General features: G+C 59.7%; 20 protein-coding genes. 4 read left to right on the forward strand and 16 right to left on the reverse strand.

Translation table 11 applies throughout. The features are described from left to right. From FH975_RS07580 to FH975_RS07590, 3 genes are all read right to left on the reverse strand, one after another. The coding region (locus FH975_RS07580) for a cupin domain-containing protein (protein WP_235928554.1) at nucleotides 1-563 on the reverse strand (563 nt) is incomplete at its 3' end. Continuing rightward, nucleotides 563-1,483: a DUF6807 domain-containing protein gene (locus FH975_RS07585; RefSeq protein ID WP_162320802.1), complete on the reverse strand. Its 921-nt coding sequence runs from the start codon at nucleotides 1,481-1,483 to the stop codon at nucleotides 563-565. The genes FH975_RS07585 and FH975_RS07580, both read right to left, overlap by 1 nt. Further along, entirely contained in the window at nucleotides 1,483-2,586 is a 1,104-nt protein-coding gene (locus FH975_RS07590) for a Gfo/Idh/MocA family protein (protein ID WP_162320803.1), read from the reverse strand. Before FH975_RS07590 ends, FH975_RS07585 begins: the two co-directional genes overlap by 1 nt. 393 nt (nucleotides 2,587-2,979) lie before the next feature. On the opposite strand from FH975_RS07590, the gene FH975_RS07595 reads away from it, so the two are divergent. The 4 genes from FH975_RS07595 (at nucleotide 2,980) to FH975_RS07610 (ending at nucleotide 7,538) form a co-directional block, all read left to right on the forward strand. After that, nucleotides 2,980-4,026: an ABC transporter permease gene (locus FH975_RS07595; RefSeq protein ID WP_162320804.1), complete on the forward strand. Its 1,047-nt coding sequence runs from the start codon at nucleotides 2,980-2,982 to the stop codon at nucleotides 4,024-4,026. Continuing rightward, nucleotides 4,020-4,970, forward strand: a complete 951-nt coding sequence (locus FH975_RS07600) for a carbohydrate ABC transporter permease (RefSeq protein ID WP_162320805.1) — start codon at nucleotides 4,020-4,022, stop codon at nucleotides 4,968-4,970. The genes FH975_RS07595 and FH975_RS07600 overlap by 7 nt, the downstream gene beginning before the upstream one ends. Nucleotides 4,971-5,042: 72 nt before the next feature. After that, nucleotides 5,043-6,737 carry an ABC transporter substrate-binding protein gene (locus FH975_RS07605; protein WP_162320806.1) on the forward strand — a complete coding sequence of 565 codons (1,695 nt, stop codon included), beginning with the start codon at nucleotides 5,043-5,045 and terminating at the stop codon, nucleotides 6,735-6,737. A 135-nt stretch (nucleotides 6,738-6,872) separates the two neighbouring features. Beyond that, complete coding sequence (locus tag FH975_RS07610; RefSeq protein ID WP_162320807.1) at nucleotides 6,873-7,538, forward strand: DUF624 domain-containing protein; 666 nt, start codon at nucleotides 6,873-6,875, stop codon at nucleotides 7,536-7,538. Between the two features lie 15 nt (nucleotides 7,539-7,553). Here FH975_RS07610 and FH975_RS07615 read toward each other — a convergent pair whose 3' ends face one another. The 13 genes from FH975_RS07615 to FH975_RS07675 form a co-directional block, all read right to left on the reverse strand. Beyond that, entirely contained in the window at nucleotides 7,554-9,890 is a 2,337-nt protein-coding gene (locus FH975_RS07615) for a glycoside hydrolase family 3 N-terminal domain-containing protein (RefSeq protein WP_328821819.1), read from the reverse strand. Between the two features lie 52 nt (nucleotides 9,891-9,942). Continuing rightward, nucleotides 9,943-10,893 carry a carbohydrate ABC transporter permease gene (locus FH975_RS07620; RefSeq protein WP_162320808.1) on the reverse strand — a complete coding sequence of 317 codons (951 nt, stop codon included), beginning with the start codon at nucleotides 10,891-10,893 and terminating at the stop codon, nucleotides 9,943-9,945. Between the two features lie 3 nt (nucleotides 10,894-10,896). Continuing rightward, complete coding sequence (locus FH975_RS07625; RefSeq protein WP_162320809.1) at nucleotides 10,897-11,823, reverse strand: carbohydrate ABC transporter permease; 927 nt, start codon at nucleotides 11,821-11,823, stop codon at nucleotides 10,897-10,899. A gap of 50 nt (nucleotides 11,824-11,873) precedes the next feature. Beyond that, nucleotides 11,874-13,148: an ABC transporter substrate-binding protein gene (locus tag FH975_RS07630; protein WP_162320810.1), complete on the reverse strand. Its 1,275-nt coding sequence runs from the start codon at nucleotides 13,146-13,148 to the stop codon at nucleotides 11,874-11,876. Nucleotides 13,149-13,378: 230 nt separating this feature from the next. Further along, nucleotides 13,379-14,356 (reverse strand): 3-hydroxyacyl-CoA dehydrogenase family protein, encoded by a 978-nt coding sequence (locus tag FH975_RS07635; protein ID WP_162320811.1) that lies wholly within the window; start codon nucleotides 14,354-14,356, stop codon nucleotides 13,379-13,381. 51 nt (nucleotides 14,357-14,407) lie between these two features. Beyond that, complete coding sequence (locus FH975_RS07640; protein WP_162320812.1) at nucleotides 14,408-15,376, reverse strand: sugar phosphate isomerase/epimerase family protein; 969 nt, start codon at nucleotides 15,374-15,376, stop codon at nucleotides 14,408-14,410. 183 nt (nucleotides 15,377-15,559) lie between these two features. Continuing rightward, nucleotides 15,560-16,549: a D-ribose ABC transporter substrate-binding protein gene (locus FH975_RS07645; RefSeq protein WP_162320813.1), complete on the reverse strand. Its 990-nt coding sequence runs from the start codon at nucleotides 16,547-16,549 to the stop codon at nucleotides 15,560-15,562. A 47-nt stretch (nucleotides 16,550-16,596) separates the two neighbouring features. Continuing rightward, nucleotides 16,597-17,739, reverse strand: a complete 1,143-nt coding sequence (locus FH975_RS07650; RefSeq protein ID WP_162320814.1) for an ABC transporter permease — start codon at nucleotides 17,737-17,739, stop codon at nucleotides 16,597-16,599. Then, nucleotides 17,736-19,349 carry a sugar ABC transporter ATP-binding protein gene (locus FH975_RS07655; RefSeq protein WP_162320815.1) on the reverse strand — a complete coding sequence of 538 codons (1,614 nt, stop codon included), beginning with the start codon at nucleotides 19,347-19,349 and terminating at the stop codon, nucleotides 17,736-17,738. The genes FH975_RS07650 and FH975_RS07655 overlap by 4 nt, the downstream gene beginning before the upstream one ends. Further along, the gene (locus FH975_RS07660; protein WP_328821820.1) at nucleotides 19,349-20,023 is read right to left on the reverse strand and encodes a DUF2291 family protein; all 675 of its coding nucleotides are present in this window, start codon (nucleotides 20,021-20,023) and stop codon (nucleotides 19,349-19,351) included. The genes FH975_RS07655 and FH975_RS07660 overlap by 1 nt, the downstream gene beginning before the upstream one ends. Next, the gene (locus FH975_RS07665; RefSeq protein WP_162320816.1) at nucleotides 20,020-21,192 is read right to left on the reverse strand and encodes a zinc-binding dehydrogenase; all 1,173 of its coding nucleotides are present in this window, start codon (nucleotides 21,190-21,192) and stop codon (nucleotides 20,020-20,022) included. The genes FH975_RS07660 and FH975_RS07665 overlap by 4 nt, the downstream gene beginning before the upstream one ends. 173 nt (nucleotides 21,193-21,365) lie before the next feature. Continuing rightward, nucleotides 21,366-22,136 carry a triose-phosphate isomerase gene (locus FH975_RS07670; RefSeq protein WP_162320817.1) on the reverse strand — a complete coding sequence of 257 codons (771 nt, stop codon included), beginning with the start codon at nucleotides 22,134-22,136 and terminating at the stop codon, nucleotides 21,366-21,368. Continuing rightward, nucleotides 22,133-23,875, reverse strand: a complete 1,743-nt coding sequence (locus FH975_RS07675) for a dihydroxyacetone kinase family protein (protein WP_162320818.1) — start codon at nucleotides 23,873-23,875, stop codon at nucleotides 22,133-22,135. The genes FH975_RS07670 and FH975_RS07675 overlap by 4 nt, the downstream gene beginning before the upstream one ends. Nucleotides 23,876-24,018: the final 143 nt, after the last annotated feature.

The following is a 24,018-nucleotide window of genomic DNA, read 5'->3' on the forward strand; positions in this document are numbered from 1 at the left end:
TTGGGAGCCACCAACCGCACCGCATGCGAATAGAGCCGGCCCATAGCCGGAGTCAAACCATCACGTTCGATAGCGTCCAGCAGCTGCTCATAACCCTCGATGGCAAGATCGCGGCGTGTTCGGGCAGCTGCGGCCTTGGCGGCGTCGTCATCTCCCTGCGGAAGAGCGACCGCAGCGGCATACTTCTCCGGGTCTGCGAGCACCTCTTCAGGGAATGTCAGTACGGCATCGCCCGCCTCGGGAAGTCCGGCATTGGACATCAGCACAGACATTTCAAGGCCACCGTGATTGATAAGCCGGTGCACGGTTCCGGGGGTGAACCAGAGCAGTGAACCCGGACCCAGCGGGTCACGTGCTGGTCCTTCTGCACTGATGGTGTGCACCTCTCCCTGACCAGCTGTGATGACGTACGCTTCAGTGGACAGCGTGTGGAGATGCGGTGAACCCCCATGCATGCCGTCAGGGGTATCCCAGTCGTAGACACAGAGGTGGCTCAGCGAGGTGCCCCCAGGGAACTGGGGCAGCGCGCGGTCCACCGGTGAGGTTTGAGGTTGGGTAGACATCAGAGCCTGTGCTCCTCCGCTATCGCTTTCAGGTCTTCGCCTTCGAGAACTTGATCGATGAATACGAACCTGTGGTTCAATTCCAGGGTACCGCCGGCTGGCAGATGGATCTCTTGGTCAAAGGCCGGGGACGGGCTGGCAACCGTGAATATTCCGGTACGTGCAAACCACTTCACCGGAGGCACCTCCGTGGCCTCCGAAGTAGAGGTGCCTGCGTAGACGAGGATAGTTCCGCCGCCGTTGAAGTCATCGTGTTCTGAGCTGAAGGCAATCCACTCGGCTTCGGTGCCCATGATATCGGTCTCCCCCTCTAGACCGGTTGAGGAGACCAGTTTGCAGCCGGTCCAGGAACGAGGACCTCGCCAGAACCATCCCGTATACCCGGCGCTCTCCCGGCCGGCCGTCGTCGGGCTTCCCAGATCGATAGTGGACCCCCGGACGTTGGTGATGGAGGTGTTCAAGTCCACGGCCCAAATGCCGCGTTCAGTGTCTAAGGAGTGGAGACGCTGAACCCGGTGCTCATCCATCCAGTGCTCTCCCGCGGAGGTGATCCACTGCAGAGTTTCGTCCAGAAGTACGTCGTCACCACTGGTGGGTTCGGTGCGGAACCCGATGTGTTTCATGGTGCCGAGGTTGTCCTTCTTCTGGTACCACTTAGTCTCAGTGTCGAAGGTGGGTCCACCCCAGAAGTTCTGATCGTCGACGTGACTCCAGGTGAACTGCAGACCCGTGTGCCACCGATGATCCCAGGGTCGGCGCACGGAGGCTTCCGCGCCGCCAGTAAATCTCAGCGGGAACAAATAGGGTTTCGGAGCTTCATCCTGTGGAGACGGTGGGTCGGTCTTGTATCGGGCGATCTCCACGGTCCCAGCGGTGACCACAACGGCGTCGCCCTGGATCTCTGTACTGAACTGGCTCATCAGCGTTGGGTGTCCTTCCCATAGGTGTAATTCTCATCATGCATTCCGGTGTAATAGATGCCGTCTTTGACTAAGTCTTCACGACGCACACGTTGACCTGTTTCAGCGGACTGATACAGCGCCGCAATGAACTCCAGAGTCCGACGGCCATCATGTCCTGAAGCGCGTGGACGCACACCGGATTCCATGGCGTCGAGCAGCTCGGCCAATTGCTGCTTATGTGAAGAGGGAATGTCCTCCTCCGGAGCCCAGGACTGCACACGCTCCGGGTTCTCAGCCACATGGGGCGCTGGGGTCCACTTCCAGGAAGAATTGTCATATCCGTACAGGTGCTCAACCTCGACAGTGGCGTCCTGGAAATCGAAACGAAGGTAACTGGTTTCCCTCGGGGACAACACAGAATTGACGATGCTGGCCATCGCGCCGGATGCGAACTTCACCACAGCGAAACTCACATCCTCGGTCTCAATGTTCCGGTCCAGCGTTCCTGCCATTGCAGTGACTTCTGTCCAGTCTCCTAGGATCTCGAAAAGCAGATCCATCTGGTGGATCCCATGACCCATGGCGGGGCCGCCACCTTCAGTGGCCCATTTTCCACGCCAAGGAACGTCATAGTAGGCATGCGGCCGATACCAGAGCGTATTGCACAGTGCGACTAGAGGCCGCCCCAAAGAGGAGTCAGCAACTTGTTTCTTCAACGTTTGCGCACCAGAACCGAACCGGTGCTGCACCACGTAGCTGGCGTAGGGGCCACCTGCGCGTTCTGATGACTCGACATCGTCGTAATCACTGAGTGAGAGCATGGGCGGCTTTTCACACCAGACCCACGCCCCAGCCTGAAGTCCCTTAAGCACCGCCTCCTTATGTGCTGAGGGAGGCGTGCACACAATGAGCAGGTCAGGCTTCTCCGCCGCCAGCAAATCATCCACGTCCGTATAGCGGCCGGGAATGTTCCATTCGCCGGCCACTTGCTCGACGCGCTGTCTGTCCACGTCCGCTATCGCGGCGACCTCAACTCGATCCCGGTGGGCTTGCAGGGTAGGCAGGTGGGCGATGGTGGCGATGCCGCCAGCACCGATAAGGCCGACTTTAACCTTTGTCATGAGTAGGGACTCCTTGAGAGGTTGTGATTCCGTTCACAGACTACGGGAAAGCGTTTGCCAGCTGCAACGGCGAAAACTGTTTTGGGGCTTCTAGTGGGAGACTCCTGAGGCCCCAGAACCGCATCTTCACTCCTCGCCCCCTGCAGTTCCAGGTCTCCATTTAGTGCATCTCCAGACCAGTAAACACGCGGGATCGGCGCCTTCTCGACGAGCCATGCCACTGACCAGAATCCCGTCTCAGAGAGTTGCCAATTACGCCGTTCGGCACATCGGTGGAATTTGACTCACGATGTGACATAAATCGCCATCCATGCCTAAACTGTGAGCCACCACACATTTCACCGTTTTGGAAACCGCTTGCCATGAGGCCAATCACAGAGGGGGCCGGGGTATATGACTTCTACTCAGCTTTCGCCGGGACAACAACCTAGCCGCGGAGCGCCCGCGGCGGCAGTGCTGGCAGGCTCTGGCCCGGAAAGCAAGCGACAGAGGCCCCGCAAGGTGCGGAAGAAGGACTTGTATCAGGGAACGAATCGAACTGATACGTGGAAGCACCATCTGAAGCGGGACTGGCGGTTATACAGCTTGCTGGTCGCTCCGTTGATCTTCCTGCTGATCTTCCGATACTTGCCGATGGCGGGGAATGTGATCGCGTTCCGCAGGTTCCGCCCAGGATCGAACATCTTTGGTGATGAGTGGGTAGGTTTCCACTACATCGAGATGTTCATCTATGACCCTAAGTTCTGGGATGTTTTCTGGAACACCGTGATTCTGGGTGGGTTGACCCTAGCGGTATGTTTCCCGCTGCCGATTGTGTTGGCGCTGATGTTCAATGAGCTGCGTTCCAATACGTTCAAGCGTATTGCTCAGTCGATCAGCTACCTGCCGCACTTTATGTCGATCGTCATTGTGGCAGGCATGGTGCTGCAGATTACGAGCCTGAATGGGACGGTGAATCAGGTCATCGGGTTCTTCGGCGGTGACGCAGTCCCGTTCATGCAGCTTCCGGAATGGTTCAGGACTGTCTATGTCACCTCTGAGGTCTGGCAAACAGTTGGCTGGGGGACCATCCTCTACTTGGCCGCCCTGACGACGATCGATCCGCAACTCTATGAGGCAGCCCGGATTGACGGGGCCAACCGGTGGCAGCAAATGTGGCATGTGACCATCCCAGGGCTGCTGCCCACGATGGTGGTACTGCTGGTGCTCAATGTCGGCACGTTTATGGCTGTCGGGTTCGAAAAAGTGCTGCTGCTCTATGACCCGCTGACGTACGCGACCGCTGACATCATCGCGACCTACGTCTACCGGGTGGGGATCACCTCGGCGAACTTCTCCTACGCGACCGCGATCGGCCTGTTCGAAGCAATTATCGGTCTGATCCTGATCCTGTCCGCCAACTACGCAGCACGCAGAATGACGGGGACCTCACTATGGTGACCATTGCCGCAGAACCAGGGACGAAACCCGCGAAGAAAACCACCTTCCAACCTCGACCCACCCAGACCACCGCGATCAAGGACTCCCGTTCCTACACCGCATTCAGGGTCTTCAACGGCATTGCCATCGTGCTGATCTGCGCGGTCACTCTGTACCCGTTCCTGAACATTATCGCCCAGTCGTTCTCCTCGGAGGGGTATATCAACGCAGGGCAGGTCAACATCGTCCCGCGTGGTTTTAACATCACCACCTTCGAAGTGGTCATGAGCGATCCGATGTTCTGGCGGAATTACGCCAACACTGTGATCTACACCGTGGTGGCCACCGTGATCGCAATGATTCTCACTACGACCATGGCCTACGCGCTGAGCAAGAAGTACCTCAAAGGTCGGACCTTCTTCATCGGGGTCGCGGTATTCACAATGTTCTTCAACGGGGGGCTGATCCCCAACTACGTATTGATCAACTCCTTGGGAATGACTAATACCATCTGGGCGATTGTGCTCCCCAACGCCATCAGCATCTTCAACCTCCTTGTCATGAAAGCGTTCTTCGAAAACTTCTCCACCGAACTCGAGGAAGCCGCCTCCATCGACGGACTCACTACCTACGGGATCCTCTGGCGAGTCGTCATCCCCCTCTCCAAAGCCGTCATCGCGACGATGGTGCTGTTCTACGCCGTTCAGTTCTGGAACGCCTGGTTCCAAGCCTTCCTCTACCTAGACCGCAGAGAGCTCTACCCCGTCACTGTCTACCTGCGAAACCTCCTCGCCGGAGCAACCGGCACTGAACAAATCGGCGGCGAAGCAGGAGAGTCCACCCAAATCGCCTCCAACGTCCGAGCAGTCACCATGCTCCTGACCACTCTCCCCATCATCTGTCTCTACCCATTCCTCCAAAAATACTTCGTACGAGGCATCATGCTCGGCTCCGTCAAACAGTAGGAAAAGGACAACTTGTACTCACCTGATGAATCCACTCAAGCCTTAGCATCCTGAGGAAAGGACACTCGCACCATGAGAAACTCAACATCCAATTTCACCCCGCAGCGCGGGCGGCCGCAGCTGTATTCAGCGGCCGCGTTCGCTGCCATCAGCGCGCTCACACTGAGCGCCTGTGGAGGAGGAGATCAAGATGACATCGACGCTGAGGAGGTGCTCGATGACGCCGGCATGGGCGCCATGGAGGACTTCAGTGCCGGCGATACATTTGTGGCGACTGAACCGGTGAACTTCTCCCTCCTTTACCGTGACCACCCGAACTACCCCCTTCAGAATGACTGGCGCTTCCTGACCTATCTGGAGGAAGAACACAACGTCACGCTGAGTCCTGAGAATGCTCCTCTATCCGACTGGGAGGAGCGCAGATCCCTGGTCATCGGAGCGGGTGATGCTCCGGACTTCATCCCTGTTGTATATCCTGGAGATGAGACGCAGTTCATCGCTGGCGGCGCCCTACTGCCCATCAGCGACTATCTGGAATTCATGCCCAATCTCACGGAGAAAATCGAGACGTGGGATCTGCAAACTGACTTCGATGCTCTCTACCAGGATGATGGCAGCTTCTACATCCTTCCCGGAATCCACGAGGCTCCATCCCACCAGTACTCCATCGCCGTCCGCGGAGACATTTGGGATGAGCTCGGCTACGACGATCCAGAGACTTGGGATGAGTTCGCCGAGCAACTGCGCGGGGTACAGGAAGAGTACCCGGATATGGTTCCCTACTCCGACCGTTGGACACTTGACGCGACCCTGAACATCGCTGCCCCGAACTTCGACACCGCAGCGGGCTGGGGCCTCGGCGACGGGATGTACTATGACGAGGACGCTGACGAGTTCATCTTCGGCCCTACGTCTGACGAGTACCGCGACCTGCTCGAATACTTCGGTGGTCTCGTAGAGGAAGGGCTGTTGGACTCAGAGTCCATCACTCAGGACGATGATCAGGCCATTCAGAAGTTTGCCTCCGGACAGTCGGCGGCGATCGGCGCCAATGACCAGGAGGTACTGGCGTACCGCACCTCTATCGAGGAGGTCGGCGATGAAGACATGGAAGTACGCATGATTCGCGTTCCCGAAGGCCCAGCCGGGGACAACGTCGCCGGCGGGCAGTTGGAGTCAGGCATGGTGCTTTCCTCCAACGTTGCCGAGGAAGACTATTTTGTTGCGCTTCTGCAGTTCCTTGACTGGTTGTACTACTCCGATGAGGGACTGGAGTACGCAAAATGGGGGATCGAAGGTGAGACTTTCGAACGGGACGGTGATACGCGGGTTCTGGACGAGAACATCGACATCAACGATCTCAACCCAGGCGCATCTGAGTCACTCAACGTGGACTATGGCTTCCACAACGGCGTATTCATGCCCGCACACGGCTCCTCGGTCGATCTCGTGCAGTCGATGCTGCGTGAGGAGGTAGTCGATTTCCGAGAGTCGATGGCGGACAAGGAGATCCTGCCTGTTGCTCCGGCCCGACCACTGGACGAACTCGAGCGCGAGACCGCATCAATCACTGAGCAGTCCATTATTGACTCCGTTCAGACCGCGACCGCACAGTTCATCACTGGCAGCCGCTCATTCGACGAATGGGATGCTTACGTTTCAGAAATTGAAGGTCAAGGACTGGCTGACTACGTCGAACTGCAGAACGAGGCCTATGAGCGTGCCCAGGAAGAGATTGGTGGCATTGAGGAAGACGTCGAGAACTGATTCCCGGTCATCGCGTCTCCAACCATGAGGAGACCGTGAGCCTCCGTTTCTGTCCGGAAAGCGGCAGTCTGGACCGAAACGGAGGCTCGCTCTGCCTCCTGGAGACATCGGAACACCGTAGTACCCAAGGAGAACATGGAACAAGAGCGAGAAGGACCTCTGGCCACGCTCACCAATTTCGTCTACCGACTGATCGTCATCGAGTCGGCTTTCGTGCTGTCAACCTCACCCGCGCTCATCGGGATTTTTTTCCTAGAGCAGCACGCGAGCAACATTCCGTTCTACGGCTTGTTTGCGCTGTTCTTCGGACCGGCGATTTCGGCGGGCGTGTATGCGTGGAGAGCTGACCAAGACGTAGTCCCCTGGCTGAGGTTTTGGAAAGGCTGGATCGAGTCCTTTTTCCAAACTATGGTCGTCTGGGTTCCGGTGGTCGCGATCTGCGGACTGGTGGCCTTCAACGCTGCCTATGCTGATGTGCCCACAGGTTTCATCATCGGAGGCGTGGTGATCGCTGCTGCTGCAGCGGTGTACGGCATTGCCCTGTTGGTGATCGTCGCCAACTTCACGTTCCGCACCCGTGACCTCTTCACGGTGGTGATGTACGGGACCGCGAGTGCGCCACTATCTGCTCTGGGCGTGGTGTCCACCACGCTGCTCGCAGGAGCAGTAGTTTTCTTCTGGGCAGACTGGGTCCTGGTGCTCATCGCCTCATTTATGCTGCTGCTCCTAGCCAGGATTGTGCGGCCGATGATCATGCAGATCAATGCCGACCTTGTCGACCGTGAAGGACACCCTCACTAGAAGCCAGGAACAGCGCTATCGGATGCTGTTGATTCTGGCCGGAGTCGTCAAGACCCGATGGCCGGTTACCTCCCGGGTCTCACCGACGAGGTCGACTTCACCAGAGAGCGGCAAGTCGCCAGCAGATGGGCCCACCCAAAGGTCAATGACGCCGGGTTCAACGATCCGCCGGTAGTCCACTCCCGTGAAGGCGAAACGGTCGGCGTGCACCCAGAAAGTGACTTCTTTTGCCTCTCCAGGTGCCAGTTCCACACGCGCATAGGAGAGCAGCTGCCGCACCGGACGGGCAACCTGAGCATTACGGTCACCGAAGTAGAGCTGCATCACCTCAACCACCGGACGCTCCCCAGTATTGCTGACCGTGGCTGAAACGTTGACTGTTCCGTCAACGTTGATCTCAGCAGACTCGATGTGCAGATCCGAGTACTCCACTGAGGAATAGCTCAGCCCATGGCCAAACGGGTACAACGGAGTGGGGTCCAAATTGGACACGCCCTGACTGTTCTGTCCAAGCGGGGCTGCGATGTACCCGGCGGGCTGCCCACCGTGTCCTGCCGGGACCCCGATGGGAAGCCGCCCGGTCGGCTCCACCGCACCTGTGAGCAGATCAGCCAATGCCGGGCCGCCCTCTTCGCCGGGGAAGAACCCCTGCACGATCGCGGCGCACTGTTCAGCAACTTCGCCAAGGGCATAGGGACGCCCGGAAATGACCACCAACACCGTCGGTGTTCCAGTGGCCAGTACAGCCTCGACCAGATCCTGTTGCGCGCCAGGAAGCCTCAGATCCTCGACATCGCAGCCTTCTCCTGATGTGCCGGCACCGAACATGCCTGCTAGGTCACCAACTGTGACCACGGCGAGATCTGCCTGTGCTGCGGCGCGGGCCGCTGCGTCGATATCGGCGTCGTCGTACTCCACAATGGGACAGCCGGGCTCATAGGTGACTGCAGAGAAATGCTCACGCAGGGCATCGAGGATTGATGGCATCGGCACGCCGATCCCCTTATGTGGAAACGTATTGGCAGGGTATTTGGCCAACACATGGTTGGGGAACGAATAACACCCCATCATGGTGCGCGGATCATCTGCCGATGGACCGATGGCTGCCACCGTGCCTACAGAAGCAGGATTCAGCGGCAGCGTGCCATCATTTTTCAACAGCACCAGGGACTGCTGGGCAACTGTTCGCGCCAGCGCGCGGTTCGCCTCCGAATCGAGGTCCACGGACTCATCAATCTGCGGTTCCCACCCCGGATCAAGCAGCCCGAGCTCTGCCTTCTGCTTCAGAACCCGGCGCACAGAACGGTCCAGGATGCTCTCAGCAAGCTTACCGTCGCGAACCTGCTGGGCAAGAGTGCGGTACCCACCGGTGTGCGGCAGTTCGATATCCAACCCCGCCGAAAGTGCAAGGCGTGCTGCCTCCGCCTGATCTGCGGCGATTCGGTGCATCTTCTCCAGGAACGCCACAGCCCAGTAATCAGCCACCACGGTGCCTTCGAATCCCCACTCATCGCGGAGGACCTCGGTGAGCAGCCACTTCGACGCCGCCGGAGCCTCGCCGTCGATGTCCGCGTAAGAATTCATGACGGATCCGACTTTGCCTTCGCGGACAGCCATCTCGAACGGGAAGAAGATCAGGTCGACAAGTTCCCGCCTCCCCATGTGAACGGGCGCATGGTTTCGGGCGGCTCGGGAGGCGGCGTACCCAGCGAAATGCTTGAGCGTGGCAATGATTCCGGAGGACTGCAGTCCCTTGACGTATGCAGTCGCGAGAGTCCCGATCACATAGGGATCCTCACCGATGGTCTCCTCGACCCGCCCCCAGCGGGCGTCTCGGACCACGTCCAGCACCGGGGAGAGTCCCTGCTGGACCCCGGTAGCCGCCATATCCCGGCCGATCGCTGCAGCCATCTCTTCGATGAGGCTAGGGTTGAACGTGGCGCCCCAGGCAAGAGACGTCGGGTAGACGGTCGCCTTATAGGCGGTATAACCAGTGAGGCACTCTTCGTGAGCGATCGCGGGGATGCCGAACCGGTTGCTGGCCATCACGGCGGCCTGGCGTTCGCGCAGATCCTTGGCGCCTTCCGGCACGGTCAGTGGGACGGTCCCGTAGGTGCGCGTCAGGTGGCCCTCACCGTTGATGATCTCCTGCGTGAAGGGAAGTTTTCCCGCCGACATGGCATCTTCCATAGGCGCGACTTCACCCTGGGCGTCCTCTTCCTCGCGCATCTCCCAGTGCGAACCCAGCTGGGAGACCTTCTCCTCCAGAGTCATCTGCTCCAGCAGCGCCTCTACTCGCTCGTCAACGGGGAGGGACGTATCGTTCCACGGTCCGGTCAATCGCTCTGTCACGTTCAATCTCCTTGGTGTCGAGTCTCGTCGGGCAGTATCAATGGCGGCGAACCTACTTGCTGAACCCTGCGGTCAGACCCGCGACAATGTAGCGCCGGCCGAGAATGTAGGCGATGAACAGCGGGACAGCCGAGAGCACCACAGCCGCAAGCGTAGCTGGCACGTCGATACCAAACTGCCCCTGGTACTCCCACAATGACAGGGGCAGCACGCGCACGTCGCGTGACTGGGTCAGCACCAGCGGGAAGAGGAACCCGTTCCAGACTTGCAGCGCCTGATAGATGCCCACGGTCATAAGTGCTGGTTTGGCCATCGGCAGCACCAATGACCACAGAATCTTCCAATCTCCTGCTCCGTCGACGCGCATGGATTCGAACAGCTCGTTGGGAATGTCCCGGACGAAGTTGACGATGATCAGCACACTCAGCGGGATCGCGAACGCGATCTGCGGAAGGATCAGTGCCCACAGGGTGTCATAGAGACCCAGCTGACGGATCAGGTAGTAGACCGGAATGATCGTAGCCTGGACCGGAATCGCGATGCCCAGCAAGATCAGCTGGAACAGACGGGTTCCGCCGAAACTGGTGGAACGGGTGATGTAGTAGGCAGCCATCAACGACAGAGCCAGCACTACGGCAACTGTGGCACTGGTGACGACCACTGAGTTGAAGAAGAAGTGGAAGAAGTCGTTTTCAATGACCCGAATAAACGGGGCGATGGTCGGCTCGGATGACGGAATCAGCTGGTTGTTGGCTCGCAGATCCTGACTGGTCCGGAAGCTGGTGATGACAATGTAGTAGATCGGCAGGATGATGATTGCCAACCAGGTCCACCCGAAGATGCCGCCAATGATGTTGGGCTTGTCTGCGGGCTTGCGCGCCTTGCCACGGCGGGGCTTGGCTGCTGGATTCTGAATCCCGACGACGCCGCCGTCGGGTTTGTTCGGGTCCAGCGCGGTTCCGGCGTTCGGAAGCTTAGATTCGGTGGATGCAGCGTGAGTCATGGGTTAGGCACCTGCCTTGTCGGACTCCATTTTGCTGGAGCCGGAGAACTTGTTGAGCAGCAGGGACATCGTCAGTCCGATCGTCACCAGGATGACCGCTATGACGGAGGCATGGCCGAGGTTGTTGGCGCTGAAACCGGTGATGTACATGTCGAGCGGCAAAATACGCACTGCGTTCTGCGGCTGGCCACCGGTCAGCACGAATATCAGGTCGAAGTACGTCAAGGAGCCTACGAGCATCAGCGTGGAGGAGGTGATGATGGTGTAGCGAAGTTGCGGAAGTGTGATGGAGAAGAACTTCCGCATCCGGCCGGCACCGTCAATGGTGGCGGCCTCATACATATCAGTGGGAATCTGCCGCACCCCTGCTTGATAGAGCAATGCGTGGAACGGCACGAAGCACCAACCGACTACAAAGATCATGACGTACATGACAATGTCGCTGTTGGAGAGCCAGTCGCTGGGGAGCCAGTCAAACGGCAACGCCGCTGAGATTCCGTAGTAGGGGCTGAGCAGGGACTGGAAGGTCAGGCCCACGGCCACCGAGGAGAACAGCAGCGGCAGGAAGTACAGCACCGACAGGAAGGCCCGGTACCTCTGCTCGCCGGCCATGAAAACACCGAGTAGCAGAGCGATTGGCGCCTGGAAGAGGTAGGACCCGACCACGAAGATGAGGGTCAGAGAGAGCGCGCGCCAGGTAAACGGCCGGTCGTTGATGACCGTATCCCAGTTGTCGAGAGCCACCCATGAGGGGGAGCCGAGGATGTTCCACTCCATGAAGGAGATGGCGAACACCCCTACCAGGGGCACCAGTGCGAACAGTCCGAAGAACAGGACGGCGGGAAGCGCCATCAGGAATGTGGGTCCCTGACGGCGCTTCCCATCTGCCTGGCCTCGGACTTTGCGGTCTTGTGAGGCAGTTGTAGTCATTGAGCTAGTGTCAGCTTCTTTCGCTAGGGCGGCAGCTGCTTCGGGGGTGCTTACTGGGCGTTCATGCTGTCCACGAACTCCTGCGGGGTGATGTTCCCCTGCAGGATGCCTGCGAGATTGTCACCGAAAGCTTGCTCTTCGGAGGGGCTGATCGCCTGGTCCCAAGAGAGCTGGAAGTGGTTAGCGTTGTCGACCAGCTCATCCGCGAAGCCCAGGAAGTCCTCGGCTTCGGTTCCCGCAATTCGGTCTTCGATGTCATTGAGCGGTGGCAGCGATCCGGCGTCCAGCATCTCGTCGACCGTCTCGTCGTTGTAGAGGTGCTCTGAGATGTAGTCGAAGGCAACTTGCTGCTCGTCTTCCGAAGCATCGGAGGACACCGACCAGAAGTTGGCCGGGTTGCCCACGATGTTGCTCGGATCACCGTCGCCCTCTTCGAGCACTGGGAATTCAGTGAAGCCAAAGTTGCCTGAGTCGGCAAACTCTGGGAAGTCCTGGTTGATAGTTGCGTAGACCCAGGACCCCTGCAGCAGGAAGGCGGCTCGGCCATCTGCCAGCAGCTGTGCGTCTTCGTTCTGGCCTGCGTCGACGGCGTTGTAGTCGCCGATGAAGCCGTCCTCGCCGAGCTCTTGGATTGTTTCGAGCGCCCAGATGATGGATTCATGATCCCAGGCGCCCTCTTCACCCTCGACCACGGCCTGGAATGCTTCTTCCCCACCGTGACGGTCGGTCAGGTATGCCAGCCACATGAACGCTGGCCAGACTGAACCACCCGCGAGTGAGAAGGCGTCGACGTCTTCGACATCGTCCAATGTGTCGATGATTGTTTCGACGTCGGACCAGGTCTCTGGGATGGACAGTCCGTGCTCATCCAGCACTTCCTGGTTGTAGTACATGACTACGGGCTGGACATCGTTCAGCGGGACGGCGTACACGGTGTCATCAACTACTCCGTTCTGCCACACCGAGTCGTAGACGCGGTTTTCCAGATCGCCGGTGTTGCCGTCGAGTGGGACGATGCGCTCCTGTTCGACGTACTCCAGGAGGGCTCCACCAGTCCAAGACATGATGAGAGTTGGCGCATCCCCGGAACCGACTGCGGTGCGGATCTGCTGCTTATACGCGTCGTTCTCGAGAGCTTCGACGTCGATCTCGGCCTCATGCTCTTCGCCGAAGCGCTCGAGGTCGTCCTCGATGGCTGGCCAGCCGCCACCGGTGAGGATCCATGCAGAGGCGCCATCGGCGCCGCCTCCACAAGCGGAAAGTGTGAGGAGTGATGCAACGGCTACGCCGGCAGTGCCGGTACGCAGTGTGAGGTGACGCGACATGGCGCGGTCCTTTCTTTTGGTGCGAGATCCTGCTGAATGGTGTTAGTGGAGCGCTCTCTTGGCTGGAGAATGCAACCGAGAAGCTTGCTCGGTGGAGGTGCAACCGTATTTCGTCTTACCGCAAGACTAAATATCGCACACGAGTGTGTCAAACGACACATGGATACGATGCAGGGAAGGGCGCGCTGAGGCGGAAACTCATCCAACCTCAGCGCTGAGCGGGGGAAACGTTACGAGCGGGGCTTGCCCTGGGGCGCAGGACCCAGTTCGCGCACCAGCTCCCCCATCTTCGCATAGGCCTTATTGCGGTAGGCGATTAACGCCGCTTTGGTCTCCTCGTCGAAGTCACCAGTCCAGCCCTTGGAGTTTTTCACCCCATGCCGGTTGGAGGTCACGTTGTCCATCAACAACTGCGGCGCCTCCAGACGTTCTCCGTAAGCCGCTTTCAACGTCTCGAAGCCCTTGGCGTAGACGTCCAGACCTGCCTGATCTGCGATCTCGAAGGGCCCGAAGAAGCCCAGGCGAAAACCGAATGTAGTGCGCACAATGGTGTCCACGTCTTCCGGGGTGGCAACGCCTTCCTCCACGACATTGGCAGCTTCTTTGAGCAGAGCGTACTGCAGCCGGTTTAGGACCATGCCCGGCGTGTCAGCGACTTCGGCGCCCTGACGGTCGGCGCGGGCGAGGAGTTTCTTCACAGCAGCAACCACTTCCGGAGTGGTGGTTTCTCCGGAGACTAGCTCGACTCCGGGTATGAAGGGTGCGGGGTTGGAGAAGTGCACAGTGAGGAACCTTTCGGGGAATCTCACTGCGGGGGCCAGGACACTGACTGGGATGGTTGAGGTGTTCGTGCCAATGATGGCGTCCTCCCGCGCATGCTCAGAGATCCTGCTCAGCACATCACGTTTGACCTGGGGGTCCTCAAAGACAGCCTCTTCAATGAAATCGACCTCCGCCACGGCTTCTTCAAGTGTGCGCCCGGCCGTCATATTAGCTTTGATTGTTGCCGTGGATCCTGGGCTGTAGAGACCCTGATCCTCGAACTGCTGCGCCTCCTCCAGCAATCGTTCTAACCCCTTGACAGAAGCTTCCACGTCTACATCGACAATCTCGACGGTGAAGCCGGCCAGGGCGAGCGATTGGGCGATCCCCCCACCCATATAGCCGGCTCCCACTACGGTGACAGTGCTGATTGTTGTGAGCGACACGTGTGGCCTCTTTCATGAGTTGTCAGGCTGTGGGCGGACTGAGGTGAAGCCTCATTCTTGGGCAAAGCGGGAGCCCAATAATGGGCTTCTTTCAGCAGATTTCAACACCTGCCTGATGTAATCTTTATTCTCTCCACTGACGCCGATCGAGTCGGAACCGTAATGCTCACAACAGAACGGCCCGGCGTAACCCAGCTCAATAGCGCGCCGGATGACCCTGCGGTAATTGATGACGCCGTACTTCAGTGGCACCGGCACAGTGGAATAGCTGCCGGTCGCCAGATCTTCGTCTCGGGTGTAGTTCTTAATGTGCCAGAAGTTGCTGTGCGGCAGGACCTTCTCGTAGAGCTCATCGGCGGTCGCTCCCCCGAGCGTGCTGAGCGGGCGGTGCAACCGGACGAAGTTGCCGATGTCGGGATTCAGACCGACAGCCTCGTGATTGACATTGGTGAGGAACTCCACAGCGGCGTCAGTAGTGCCGATGAAAGTGTCCTCATACATCTCGAGACTGAGTTGGATGCCGTTGGCAGCTGCATGGTCGCCCAGTTCACGGACTCGTTCGATGGCCATATGACGCAGGGCCGGATCATCGTGGTGGCCAGGCTCCAGCCAGAACCAAGTGGCTTCGAGCTGAGCTGGGGTCAGAGCTTGCATGAAGCCGGTGTTGACGATGGTGGCGCCGAATTCAGGCGCGATGTCGATGAGTCTGTGTGCATCCGCCAGGTTGCGTTCGCCGTGTTGGGCATCCACAACAGAATTGCGCGTCATTGAGATAGACGAGATTCCCAGGCCCTCGGCGTTGAGGACCTGCTTGAACTCTTCGAGACGATCCTGGGTGAGTTTCTGCAGCGGCAACCAGGCATCGGTGGGATCTATATGGTCGAAGCCAAGTTCGCGCATTTGCCGGAGACAGTCGGCCCAGTACTCAGTGGGCGCCTGCCATGTGGGTATGCCGTCAGCGGTCGTTGCACCGAAGGCGAGCATGTTGCCTGCGATGGGCCAATCTTCCGCTGTGAACATCTGTTCCTTTCAAGTGTGCGACGCGGTCTATCGTGGTGTAACTCACTTCACACTGTCAACTCCTTACCTCATCGTGTTCCCGCTGCCGACGCAAGAAGGCCCGAGAGCCGCAGGTCGTCAACCAGCGTCTCTCGGGCCTTCTTCACTTGATGTTGATCAGTTGGCTACACTGCCCAACCGGCGTCACTCGCTGAGGATGAAGTCATCCAGTTGGTCAACGTTCTCTTCAGTGATGAGGTAGCAGTCCAAAGCGATCTTTTCCTCATCTACTGGATTCTCACCAGTCTGAATCACTTCATCCAGGACTTCCATTGCCCGTTCGGTGCCATCGGCGATCGGCTGCAGCACCGTGGCGACCATCGTGCCTTCGCGGACCGCGTCGGCGGCATCGTTGTTTCCGTCGAAGCCCAGAACGGCGACTTCGTCGATCCGACCTGCTTCTTCGAGGGCGTTGATGGCGCCCAGGGCCATCTCGTCGTTGCCGGCGATGACTCCGTCGATGTCGGGGTAGCGAGACAGCAGCTGCTCCATGGCGGTTTGCCCCTGCTGACGGTCCCAGTTGGCGATCTCTTCACCGACCTTCTCCAAATCTGGGTACTGGTCCAGAACACTGGCGTAGCCGTCTGAACGGACCTGGGCATTGTTATCGCTGGGGTTGCCGAAGAGTTCCACGTAGGTACCCTCGTACTCCATAGCTTCAGCCCAGGCTTCAGCGCCGAGTGTGGCACCTTGGGCGTTGTTGGAGACAACCTGCACCTCGGCCAGACCCGTCTCCGAGATTTCGGCGTTGACGAGTGCGACAGGAATACCGGCGTCGACAGCCTGTTCAACGATGGCGACCGACTCGTCGGCCCCGGCTGGATCCAGCAGAATACCGTCCACCTGATTGTTGATGGCGGTTTCCATCAGGCTGGTCTGCTCATCCGGATCGTTGCCGTGGGCGCTTGTGGTGGTGGTGTAGCCCATCTCTTCGGCGAGATCTTCAGCTATGGAGACCTCTGCGGCCCAGTATGGGTTCGACGGGTCGACGGTGATGATGGCAATTTCTCCACCCGAACCCTCTTCACCCTCGCCGTTGCCGCCCCCATTGCCGCTCTCGTCCCCTCCGCAAGCGGTCAGGACCAAACCTGCAGCCGCGGTGGCCGCAATTGTGGATTTGATGCTTCTCTTCATGATGCGATTCCTCTCTGGAATTCGGCGTACCGGATTTCTCAGCACGCCTAGTGAACTTTCTGAGTGTCGGAGGGCTCATGGGCCGCGTCCGCGTCGTCGTGTTTCTGTGATTCTCGCCTTGCCTGAGCAACAGCCCTGGCGTCTGCCCTGCGCCTCTGCACAATTTGTTGGATCTGATCCATCGCCACAGCAAGAATGATGACCGCGCCGGTGATGACTGTCTGCCAGAACGGTGAGACTCCAACGATCACCAGGCCGTTGGTGAGGAAGCCGATCACGAAGGCACCAATGATGGTTCCCCGGACTGTTCCTCGGCCACCGGAGAGTGCCGCACCGCCGATGACGACTGCGGCAATTGCGTTGAGCTCGTAGAGGCTGCCGAGGTCCGCAGTAGATGACCGGATATTGGCGATCTGCAGGATGCCGACCATCCCGGCGCACATACCGGTGAAGATGTACACGCGAGTCTTGACGCGCTTGACGGGAACACCGGACAGTTCAGCGGCCCGTTCGTTGCTGCCTGTGGCGTAGAGCCACCGGCCGAAGGGCGTGCGGGTCAAAATGATGGAGAAGATCACGGCGAGAGCAATCATGACCCAGGCGGAGATGGGCACTCCCAGTGGGTAGCTGGCGAAGATTGCGAAGAGGCCTTCGTTGTTCAACCCTTCTTGTCCGCGCAGCTCGTTGGTGATGTTGGTACCACCCAGCAGCACCTGTGTGAGACCGCGGCCCACGTACAACATGCCGAGCGTGACAATGAACGGTGCAAGGTTCAACCGCGATATCAGCATGCCGTTGATCCACCCGACCAGCATGCCTACTGCCACTGCGATCACCACGATGACCCAGAGGGAGGGGTACATGACCGCATCCGTCAGCGGTAGGGAAACGCCCTGGAACATGTTTCCGGCAACTGCGCCGGTGAGGCCGACCGTGGATCCCACGGAGAGATCGATACCGCCCTTGAGGATCACCAGCAGCATGCCCAGAGCGATGATCGCGTTGAACGCGACGTCCTTGGCGATGGTGGCGAGGTTGCCGGAGGACAAGTAGTTGTCGTTCATCAGGGCAAAGATCGCAATGATGATGATCAGCGCCACCAGTGCGCGGCCCTCCATAATCAGAGCCCCGAGGTTGACGTTGAACCGCTTGGGCTTCTCCGCGACTTCCGCCTCGGCCGTAGTGGTCATCCTTCTGCTCCATTCGTTGCGTGCGCACCGGGTGCTTCGGCGCTCAATAGTTCAGGGGTGCTGTCCTCCGCCGCCGCCATCACGTCCTCACGGGTCGCTTCACGCGGGTCGAACTCAGTGACCAGATGGCCTCTGCTCATCACCACGATGCGGTGGGAGGCCGTCAGCGCCTCGCCGACATCTGAGGTGACGTACAGCACCGCAAGGCCCTTGCGTGCCTGCTTGAAGATCAGCGAAAAGATTTCGCCTTTGGCCCCGACGTCGACGCCGCGAGTGGGCTCATCCAGCAGGACTACTCTCGGGTCGGTGAGGAGCATCTTTCCGATGACTACCTTCTGCGCGTTTCCTCCAGAGAGCGAGGTGATCGGTGCCTGAGGCCCCGCCGTCTTGACACCGATATCAGCGATCTGTTCTTTCACCCGCTGGTTCTCGGCGCCGCGCTGGAGCAGACCGTTACGGACCCATCTGCTGAGTCCCGCCAACGACAGGTTCTTCCCCACAGACTGCAACTGGATGAGGCCATCACGTTGGCGATCCTCAGGAACCAGTCCCATGCCTCGTTGAATGCGCTCTGAGACATTGCGTCTAGCCATGTCCTGGCCGTCAAGCATGATCCTGCCGCCGGCCACCTTGTCACGGCCAGCAAGGGTCTCCATGAGCTCAGTTCGTCCAGCCCCCATCAGGCCGTAGAGGCAGACAATCTCACCTTCACGCACGTCGAGTGACACGTGATTTACAGGGAACTTTTCACTCACTGGGTCGTAGACCGAGACATCTTGGATGGAAAGGACGACGTCGCCGTATTCTCGCGGTTCGTCACGAAAATCGTAGTCAGCTTCACGTCCGACCATAGTGCGAACGACCCACGAAAGGTCGATGTTCGCAGCGTCTTCTTTGGCGACAAGTTCGCCATCCCTGAAGACGACCGCCCGGTCGGCGATCTCAATCGCCTCTTCCAAGTGGTGAGAGATGTAGACAATTGCCACGTTCTGGCGTTTGAGTTCACGGATGATCTTGAACAGCACATGAACTTCAGTCGTGCTCAAAGCCGATGTCGGCTCATCCATGATGAGAATCCGCGCATCCGTGGACAACGCTCGGGCGATCTCCACGATTTGCTGTTGTCCAACACGCAGATCCTGCACATAGGTGTCGGGTGAAATGGGCTCCTCGAGCCGATCCATGACTTCACGGGTGATACGGGACTGCTCGACGTAGTCGATGCCGCGGACCGACATCAGCTCGCGTCCCAGAAAGATGTTGTCCCGCACTTTGAGATTGGGATTGAGGTTGAGCTCCTGGTGGATAATCGAGATGCCACGCTCCACAGCGTCCGTGGTGGTGGCCAGCTGGATCACCTCACCATCCAGTTCAAGGTGTCCCGCGGTGGGTCGTTCAACCCCCGAAAGGATCTTCATCAGGGTGGACTTACCGGCACCGTTTTCTCCGAAGAGAACGGTGACCTCCCCACTGCGAACCTCGAAGTTGACGCCTTTGAGCGCTCGGGTCACCCCATAGGTCTTGGCGATGTTCACCGCACGCAGCACTACCTCGCCGGCTTGCTCAGTGCCGCGGGCCTCACTCTTAGCGTCCGAATCTGCGGTGACCATTACGACGACCCCACTTCCAGGTTCAGCGGCTGGATGATGATGGGCCGTTCGTCGTCGCCTTCTGCGTCGGTCGCCACGTAGCGCATGACTCCGCTGACTGTGATGTCCTCGCCGGCCAGTGACTCGGGGTCTTCCCCTGCTGCCTCCTGGGCATCGCCACGCAACAGGGTGCTGATCTCGGTTCCTACACGCTGGTAGCCAGTCTGGCCCGGCGCATCACCAAAGCGGAAGCCTGAGACATCGCGAATCAAGTTGCCGTCTAACGCCGTGCTCAGCGGCACGACGATCTGCCGCCCCTCTGAGACCCCGTCGACAGAAAGGATCAGGTTGTCAGCTGTGGCTTCAGCTACCGTACCCTCAGCGATCACCGCGAACACGACAGTTCCTTCGCTGACGGTTTGGGCCTCGAACTCTTCGGCCGCTGCCTCCGGGTCCTCGTCCAGCGCACTGGTGACGTCTCCGAGTGGCGCCGGATCCTCGGTCATCTCCGACTGCACCGAGGCGTAGAGTTCCTGAGCTGTCTCCTCCGGGTCGAACTGATCCGGGGTGAGCGCATCCACTTCCTCCGGTGTGAGGAATTTGGTGTTCAGCAGCATCGCAATAACCAGGACCAGCAGCGCGCCGGCGCCGATGAGTCGCGGGATGAGCTTCCTGCGTTGGGTATGGGCGCTCACGCAGCGTCACCTCCCACAAGGTTGTTAGCCGAGTCTGCGGGAACTGGGCCGTTGGGCAGGATGGAGACCTTCACGGAACCGCCGGAAGAGTCGCCCACCAGGTCCAGGGCATCTTGGAAACGCTCCAGTGGAAACTGGTGGGTGCAGATCTGCTCCATCGGCAGTTTTCCGTCCTCAATGAGCTTGATCGCCGCGGGCCAGCAATGGGGCCCCAGGTGGGCTCCCAGGACGTCGAGTTCTTTGTCGTCAGAGATGATCGACCAGTCAACCGAGACCTTGTCTTTGAAGACCGAGTACTCAATGAACCGGCCGAACTTACGCAGCAGGTTCAGACCCTGCTGAACGGCCGAAGGGTGGCCAGTAGCTTCGATGTAGACATCGGCACCATAACCACCGGTGAGCTCCCTGACCTTAGCCACGGCGTCGTCCTGAGAAATGTTGATGGTGATGTCCGCCCCGCAGGCCTTGGCGAGTTCGAGCTTCTCTTCCACCATGTCCAATGCGATGACGCGAAGTGGGTTTTTCTGACGCGCGCCGGCGATTGCTGAGAGCCCGATCGGTCCTGCACCTGCAATGACCACGGTGTCTTCGAATTTGATATTGGCCCGTTCGACCGCGTGCAGCGCACAGGATAGCGGCTCGGAAAAGGCCGCGAACTGGCCGGGGAGGCCTCCGGCGACCACGTGGGTCAGTGCACGTTCCGGCACGAGCACGTACTCAGCCATCGCACCGTCGAAACCTTTGAACCCGAACATGTCGTGCGGTTCGCACATCCAGTAGCCACCGCGTTCGCAGTAGAGACAGTCGTTACAAGGGACGATCTGTTCACACGCCAAACGGTCACCGAGCACGACGCCGCGGACCTCCAGTGCCCCTGCCCCGGCAGCGACTACGGTTCCGACGAACTCATGCCCGGGGATGCGATTGCGTTCCGCCCATGCTGGCTTATGTTCTCCGCCCCAGAATTTCTCGGCTCCGTGGTAGCACTTCAGGTCTGAAGCACACACCCCGACGGCGTCGGTGCGCAGCAGCAGTTCACCCGGTCCGGGAACGGGAACCGGGCGCTCCTCGAGGCGGTAGTCCTCCGGGCCGTGGACCACGACTGCGCGCATAGTGCTGGGCACCTGTGTGCCAGTCGTCTCTTCAGCCTCGGTCGAGGTCGTGGTCATGGGGTTGCTCCTCAAGTGCAGGTGGCCGGACATTCCGACCTCGGGGACATATCCTCATTCAGTCAACGATCGGTGACGCTTATCACGTGCCGTGTATCACAGTGAACCAGTGTGCTGCACAATTGTCAAGCACATATGTTCAGGTGTCCAGAACAGGTCTCAGAGCGCTCTCCTCACGCCGCAGACGCGAGCTCAAGGAGCTCGGTGAACCCTTCCGCAGTCCACGCCGAACGGCCGATGAAAAGGCCGTCGACATTCTCCATGCCAAGCAGTTCGGCAGCGTTCTGCGGGTTGACGGAACCGCCGTAGAGCAGGGCCCCGACGTGCCTTCCGAACCGTTCGCGCAGCGCTTCAAATGGTTCGCTGAGTTCCGCTGCGGTGGCTGGGCGGCCTGAGGCCCCGATTGCCCATATAGGCTCGTAGGCGATCAGTACAGTGCTGAGCTCTTCTGGGCTCAGTCCTTCAAGTGCCCCATTGGCCTGCCCGAGGATGTAGGGCGCGGCCTGACCACGTTCTCGCACCTCCTGGGGCTCGCCTACGCAGAGAAGCGGATAGGCTCCATGGCGGAGTGCGGCGAGAACCTTCAGCCGGGTAGTCCGGATGGTCTCGTTGAAGAACTCGCGCCGTTCGGAGTGACCGATCTCCACGATGTCGGCACCCGCATCAAGCGCCTGCGGCACGGAGATCTCCCCGGTCCAGGCACCACTGTCTTCCCAATGGGCGTTCTGCACGCCGAGCTTGAGCCCTCCTGGACGCTGAGATCGGTCACCGAACACTCTATGGACTGCAGCCAGGGCGGTCGCGGGAGGAATGATGAACGGCTGGATCCCGGCCGTCAGCTCAGGGCGGCTCCGCAGGACGCGCTGGAGAACCTGGGCATACGCCTCTGCCTCTGCCAAGGTGAGGTTCATCTTCCAGCTGGTGCCGATCCAGCGGCAGCTCATGACTGCTGACTCTGCTGCAGCTGATCGATGTGATGACCGAGCTCCCCCATCAGGATGGCGAACGACGTCGCCCCCGGATCAGGAGTGCCCACGGATTTCTCGCCGAGGACTCGGGATCGGCCGAGTCGCGCGGTCAGCTCAGCAGTACCTTGCGCGGCCAGCCGGGCGCGCTCGGCAGCCGCAGTGAGGGAACGTGCGAGGTCCTCGCTCTGACTGAATTCCTGCTCAAGGGTCTCGGCGAAAGGAACTGCTGCGTCGATCATGGTTTTGTCTCCCGGCTGGGCTCCGCCGAGGCGCTGAAGAGCTTCTACAGCGTTGAGCATGGCTCGCACCGCGGCACTCTTATCGCTGCCGAGGTCATCGGAGAGTGCCCGGCCCGCTGCTGTGAGTGCTGCTCCCCACAGGGCCCCGGAGGTCCCCCCGGCTGACTCAGCCCACGCAGTCCCGGCGTGGACCAGGAGGGCGCGAGCACCGGCCCTGCGCTCGAGCGCCTTCTTCCCCGCCTGCACGGCGCCCGCGGAACCGAGAACCATGCCCTGGCCATGGTCTCCGTCTCCTGCTACTGCATCTAGGCGGCCGAGTTCGCCTTCGTGGGTCCGGCAGGTGGCCTCGAACAGGTCCAGCACTCCCTGGAGGCTCTGGGCGAACTGCCGGGACTCTTCCGTGGCGGGCGCAACAGGCTCTTCGCCAGGGGTGAAGTATTCGGTGCGCGCCGGGCGGTCCGTCAAAGCAAGCAGGTCGCGAGGAGCTCCTCGTCGGAAGGCTGGCGTATCGACCGGTGCGCTCCAGTGCCGTTCCAGTTCCTCGTCTAGGAAGACGAGGGTCAGTGACAGTCCAGCCATGTCCAAACTGGTCACAAACTCGCCAACCTCCGGCTGAACAGGTGTGAGTCCCTGCTCTTCGAGACGCTGGGCCAGCCTGGAATACACCACGAATAGCTCTTCGTACTTCACAGTGCCCAAACCATTGAGCAGCACGGCGACGCGGCCCGAGTGGCCGGCCGGGGCTTCGGCCATAATTCCGTCAAACAGAAGATCGGCTACTTCGGATGCGGTCCCCAGTGGGAGATCCTTGATGCCTGGTTCGCCGTGGATACCCAATCCGATAGCCATCTGACCACTCTCGACGTGGAACAGCGGCTCTTCCGCGCCGGGCAGCGTGCAGCCATCGAACGCCACACCGTAGGAGCGTGTGGCATCGTTTGCCTTCCATGCGATGCGTTCTGCCTCGTCAATATCGGCACCCGCTTCAATGGCCGCACCTGCAATCTTGAACACGGGAAGGTCCCCGGCAATGCCGCGGCGGTTGCGGTGGTTCTCGGGCGAATCGGAGGCGATATCGTCCGTCACAGCCACGATGCGGACGTCGACGCCCTCTGCGCGCAGCTTTTCGGCGGCCGCACCAAAATGCAGGACGTCTCCGGCGTACTTGCCGAATCCCATGATGACCCCTCCCCCGTTTTCGGCGCTGCGCGCCACGGAGTACACCTGGGAAGCCGAAGGCGAGGAGAAGATGTTCCCGCACGGTGCCCCATGACCCATACCCGGTCCGACCCATCCCGCAAATGCAGGGTAGTGCCCCGAACCACCGCCGATCACCAGAGCTGGCTGCCCCGCCGGCGTGTCCGTCGAACGTACGACGCCGCCGTGAACGCCCGTGACGTACTCAGGATGCGCCGCGACGAAACCGCGAAGCGCCTCGGATGGGAAATCAGAAGCTGTGTTGATCAGATAAGTCATCTGGGGTCCTCTGGTACCGGGTGCCGACTGTTGACGTTGAGCGAAAACGAGCGGCACATTTGTGCATTGACGTATGTTCTAGTCCACCATAAGGCAGACTATGTGATACTCGCCACCGTTCCTCGGAACTGTTTCAGATCTGC

Origin of the sequence: Nesterenkonia haasae (assembly GCF_010119385.1) — a bacterium.
GTDB classification, from domain to species: Bacteria; Actinomycetota; Actinomycetes; order Actinomycetales; family Micrococcaceae; genus Nesterenkonia; species Nesterenkonia haasae.

Coding starts and splice junctions, on each gene's coding strand:
- FH975_RS07620 (WP_162320808.1), bottom strand. CDS start 10,893: ATGACTCACGCTGCATCCACCGAATCTAAGCTTCCGAACGCCGGAACC.
- FH975_RS07670 (WP_162320817.1), bottom strand. CDS start 22,136: ATGAGCTGCCGCTGGATCGGCACCAGCTGGAAGATGAACCTCACCTTG.
- FH975_RS07625 (WP_162320809.1), bottom strand. CDS start 11,823: ATGACTACAACTGCCTCACAAGACCGCAAAGTCCGAGGCCAGGCAGAT.
- FH975_RS07665 (WP_162320816.1), bottom strand. CDS start 21,192: ATGACCACGACCTCGACCGAGGCTGAAGAGACGACTGGCACACAGGTG.
- FH975_RS07640 (WP_162320812.1), bottom strand. CDS start 15,376: ATGTTCACAGCGGAAGATTGGCCCATCGCAGGCAACATGCTCGCCTTC.
- FH975_RS07630 (WP_162320810.1), bottom strand. CDS start 13,148: ATGTCGCGTCACCTCACACTGCGTACCGGCACTGCCGGCGTAGCCGTT.
- FH975_RS07675 (WP_162320818.1), bottom strand. CDS start 23,875: ATGACTTATCTGATCAACACAGCTTCTGATTTCCCATCCGAGGCGCTT.
- FH975_RS07605 (WP_162320806.1), top strand. CDS start 5,043: ATGAGAAACTCAACATCCAATTTCACCCCGCAGCGCGGGCGGCCGCAG.
- FH975_RS07655 (WP_162320815.1), bottom strand. CDS start 19,349: ATGGTCACCGCAGATTCGGACGCTAAGAGTGAGGCCCGCGGCACTGAG.
- FH975_RS07595 (WP_162320804.1), top strand. CDS start 2,980: ATGACTTCTACTCAGCTTTCGCCGGGACAACAACCTAGCCGCGGAGCG.
- FH975_RS07645 (WP_162320813.1), bottom strand. CDS start 16,549: ATGAAGAGAAGCATCAAATCCACAATTGCGGCCACCGCGGCTGCAGGT.
- FH975_RS07600 (WP_162320805.1), top strand. CDS start 4,020: ATGGTGACCATTGCCGCAGAACCAGGGACGAAACCCGCGAAGAAAACC.
- FH975_RS07585 (WP_162320802.1), bottom strand. CDS start 1,483: ATGAGCCAGTTCAGTACAGAGATCCAGGGCGACGCCGTTGTGGTCACC.
- FH975_RS07650 (WP_162320814.1), bottom strand. CDS start 17,739: ATGACCACTACGGCCGAGGCGGAAGTCGCGGAGAAGCCCAAGCGGTTC.
- FH975_RS07590 (WP_162320803.1), bottom strand. CDS start 2,586: ATGACAAAGGTTAAAGTCGGCCTTATCGGTGCTGGCGGCATCGCCACC.
- FH975_RS07610 (WP_162320807.1), top strand. CDS start 6,873: ATGGAACAAGAGCGAGAAGGACCTCTGGCCACGCTCACCAATTTCGTC.